This is a genomic window from Mycobacterium gordonae, from assembly GCF_001417955.2.
Taxonomy (GTDB): Bacteria; Actinomycetota; Actinomycetes; order Mycobacteriales; family Mycobacteriaceae; genus Mycobacterium; species Mycobacterium gordonae_B.
The window spans coordinates 1-3305 of sequence record NZ_LKTM01000121.1; the positions used below are offsets into that span (position 1 = coordinate 1).

The 3305-nt window shown below is 63.4% G+C and carries 4 protein-coding genes; 1 reads left to right on the top strand and 3 read right to left on the bottom strand.

Annotated features, from left to right (window positions below):
* Nucleotides 1-72 precede the first annotated feature (72 nt).
* From AO501_RS35580 to AO501_RS40685, 3 genes are all read right to left on the bottom strand, one after another.
* Nucleotides 73-429: a recombinase family protein gene (locus AO501_RS35580; protein ID WP_231752465.1), complete on the bottom strand. Its 357-nt coding sequence runs from the start codon at nucleotides 427-429 to the stop codon at nucleotides 73-75.
* Nucleotides 430-572: 143 nt separating this feature from the next.
* Nucleotides 573-761, bottom strand: coding sequence for a hypothetical protein (locus AO501_RS37130; protein WP_156452505.1), 189 nt, complete (start codon nucleotides 759-761; stop codon nucleotides 573-575).
* Entirely contained in the window at nucleotides 754-1326 is a 573-nt protein-coding gene (locus tag AO501_RS40685) for a recombinase family protein (RefSeq protein WP_353936080.1), read from the bottom strand. Before AO501_RS40685 ends, AO501_RS37130 begins: the two co-directional genes overlap by 8 nt.
* Nucleotides 1327-1443: 117 nt before the next feature.
* Between AO501_RS40685 and AO501_RS37945 the strand changes: the two genes are divergently transcribed.
* The gene (locus tag AO501_RS37945) at nucleotides 1444-1923 is read left to right on the top strand and encodes a hypothetical protein (protein WP_197419826.1); all 480 of its coding nucleotides are present in this window, start codon (nucleotides 1444-1446) and stop codon (nucleotides 1921-1923) included.
* Nucleotides 1924-3305: the final 1382 nt, after the last annotated feature.

Consider the following 3305-nt stretch of genomic DNA (forward strand, 5'->3'; position numbering starts at 1 on the left):
GACCCAGCCCGTTTCGCGGGCATTTTTATGTGAGGCATGGATCAATTTTCGCGGGCATATTTACATGAGGCATCACGCCCTAGGGACCGGTACCCGCTGGATCGGGAAATGCCCAGGGTGCGGGCGATCTGGGCGCGGGGAGTGCCTGCTTCGTTGGGCAGCAGCAGCGGCGATGGTGTCACTGCTGAGGCCGGGGCGGCCGGCGGCGCGGGCGATGGCTACCCCGGCGGCGGTGCGTTCGGCAGCGATGGCGCGTTCGAACTCTGCGACGGCGCCGAAGACGTGGAAGATAAGTCGGCCGCCTGGGGTGGTGGTGTCCACTGGTTCGGTGAGCGAACGCAGCTCGAAGCCGCGGCTGCGTTGCAGGTCTTGGGCGATGGTGAGCAGGTGGGCCAGGGGGCGGCCGAGGCGGTCCAGCCTGCACACCATGTGAGAACGTCGCCGCGGCGGGCGTAGTCCAGGAGGCTGGCCAGCTCGGGGCGATCGTCACGCAGCCCCGACATTTGATCCGTCCAAATCCGTTCTGCACCAGCCTCTTCAATGCTGCAAGTTGCAGCTCTGGTGACTGATGGTTATGGATTCCATGCGGCGGTCACCGTCGCGCCGGGAACGACCTGGCCGCTACTTCCGTCGCTTTCGACGTAGTACGGAAAGAGTTCGTATCCCTCGACGCGGAAGGCCACAATCGGCAACTGCGTGCCGTCCTTCATGGTGGTGGTCAATCCAGGAGGAGCGGGGATAAAAGTCTGATTCTCAGCCATGACCTGGACCGTATCTGGTGGGTTGGTCGAGGCAGCGGTAGACGCTGGATCGGGATATGTCGAGGGTGCGCGCGATCTGAGCGCGAGGAGTACCAGCCTGGTCTAGGGCCTGGACGGCGGTGATGATGTCGGCCGTGAGTCCCGGCCGCCCAGGATGGCGGCCCGCGGCGCGGGCTGCTGCCACTCCGGCGGCGGTGCGTTCGGCGGCGATGGCTCGCTCGAATTCGGCGACGGCACCGAAGACGTGGAAGATCAGCCGCCCACCTGGAGTGGTGGTGTCGATGACTTCGGTGAGTGAGCGGAGCTCGACGCCGCGGTCCTGCAAGTCGTTGGCGATGGTGAGCAGGTGGGGGAGTGAGCGGCCGAGGCGGTCGAGTCTCCACACCATGAGTACGTCACCGCGGCGGGCGTATCTGAGCAGCGCGGCCAACTCGGGGCGGTCGTCGCGGACACCGGACATGCGGTCGGCCCAAATCCGTTCGGCCCCAGCGTCCGTGAGCGCCTGCACCTGCATGTCGGGGGACTGGTGCAGCGTCGAGACTCGCGCGTATCCCAGCAGCGTCACCGGCAAGTCCTTCCTCATCGACGGGGCACGATCATTCAGGCCCGCCCGGGACGCTTGCGGCCCGGGCGGGAGCCATCTGTGTCTTTAAGGGTGTCCCCGTTCCTCGCGGTCTGGGACATGATTTTGGGACACCCGGCTGACATTTTTTCCCAGGTCGCAGATCCTGTATTCACCCTGTCGCTCAATAGGTCATTTTGGAGACGCAAAGACGCTTCAACCGCGAACGATGGCAACTATCTGAGCGGTGTACGTCCGAATCGCAAGATCTGTGGTGGCGCAATGTCACTGCTTCCTTCTACCCTGAGCCGCATGGAGTACGGCACGCCGCTTCACGTCGATCCGGTCGAAGCCACGGCTATAACGAAACGTGCGGCGGCAAACCCTGTGTCAGCCACGCCAATGGCAATCGCTACGCCAGGGAATGCCTTCGACTCCGCGGTCGCGGCTCTCTTGGCCTGGGCGGCGGCGGCGGATGCTGGAGCCGCGAGTTCATTACACACGCGGGGGACGGAACTTTCGAATCATTCCGCGATGGGTTTTGCCAAGCTAGCCGCGATGAATACGGAAAATGCTTGCCATCTTGGGGAGATTGTGTGACTCCGCCACAGTCAGCGACGGCGGTGCCGCCGCCACCTTACGGAGAGGCGTTTTCACCCCAAAGAAGATACAGCCGTCAGCGCTCTGTGCTCGCGGTTGCCGCCCTGGGTACGGCAGTTGTAGCAGCTGTAATGGGTGGGGTGGCGTTAGTGCGGTCGGCTTATCCGCCAAGAGCGACTCCGCTTAGCCAGTCGGAAACGCCGACACATGCACCCCCCGGGAGTAGAGATCAGGCGGCCGCCGCGAAAAAAGAGGCGTGTGACGCTTGGGCGGCGGCGGCGAGCGCCATTAACGCAGCTCGACATGCTTTCGTCATTGCACCACCGAACTGGGATGATCCGATCACCGCGAACGCATTGGCGCAGGCTGAAGCAGCCATTGCGATCCAAGTTGCTTATGTGAGGCAACACGTACCTAACGCCACGCCCCCTGAAGTGGCGACACCGATCAGCGAATACCTAACGGCCGCAATCGATACCGCGGCGGCGGACGGACAACACCAGGACGATGCCGTGGCTAACGCAGCGGCAGAGCGTTCAACTGTCGCAGCAAAGAAGATTAGGGCCGCCTGCGGATAACAACCATGGCAGCAACCGAACCACACCATACGGATGAAATTATTCCGGCGGAGCTTTGGCCAAGCGCGCATGAGGACGCATCTAGGGCTTCGTCAGCCTTTAGCGATGGAATATCTGCCGCTGCTTCCCGAGCAGCGGCCTACCGTGTTGCAGCCGAACATCTTTCCGCGACAACCGAGGGTGCTACAGCAGAAGCCGTCATTGCAGCCCATCGCCAGCACGCGGCTGACCACGACAAGCACGCGGATATCCGCCGGGACATCGCCACGGCGGCTTCACGGGTAGCAACGCTGGGTCATGATTTGGCGACCTGCTTAAACAGGATCGAACACGAGGCACGCGAAGAGTTGGCAGCAGCAACGTTTCTGCCGGCGGCGCGTCAAGCGATCACCAATGCGGCGCGCGCTAGGGCGGCAGCAGCGCATGCTGAATTTACGGCCGCGGTGAGTCGCCATCACGCCCAAGTTGTGGAGGGGGTGACACCGTACTTAACCGCGGTAGCTGGGCAAACCCCGGTGCCACTCTCTCCATCACCATCCGCGCCGCGCTCACCGACTCAACCACTAGATACAGCAACCGATCCAGACGGTCTAGAGCCGCGCGGTCGAGGTGGCCTTGAGCGCCGCGCAAAGGGTCCACAGCAGCAGGGCACATCATCTGATCCTGGCAGATCACCGTTACCTGACGGATTAGAGCAGCGCGGCCCGATTGAGTCGTCGAGCCCTGCACTGCCGCCTCCTGTGCCGATCGGCTCCGGGAGAGCTCCTTCGGTTGGGGGAGGCGGGCTCGGCGGCGGTGGAATGC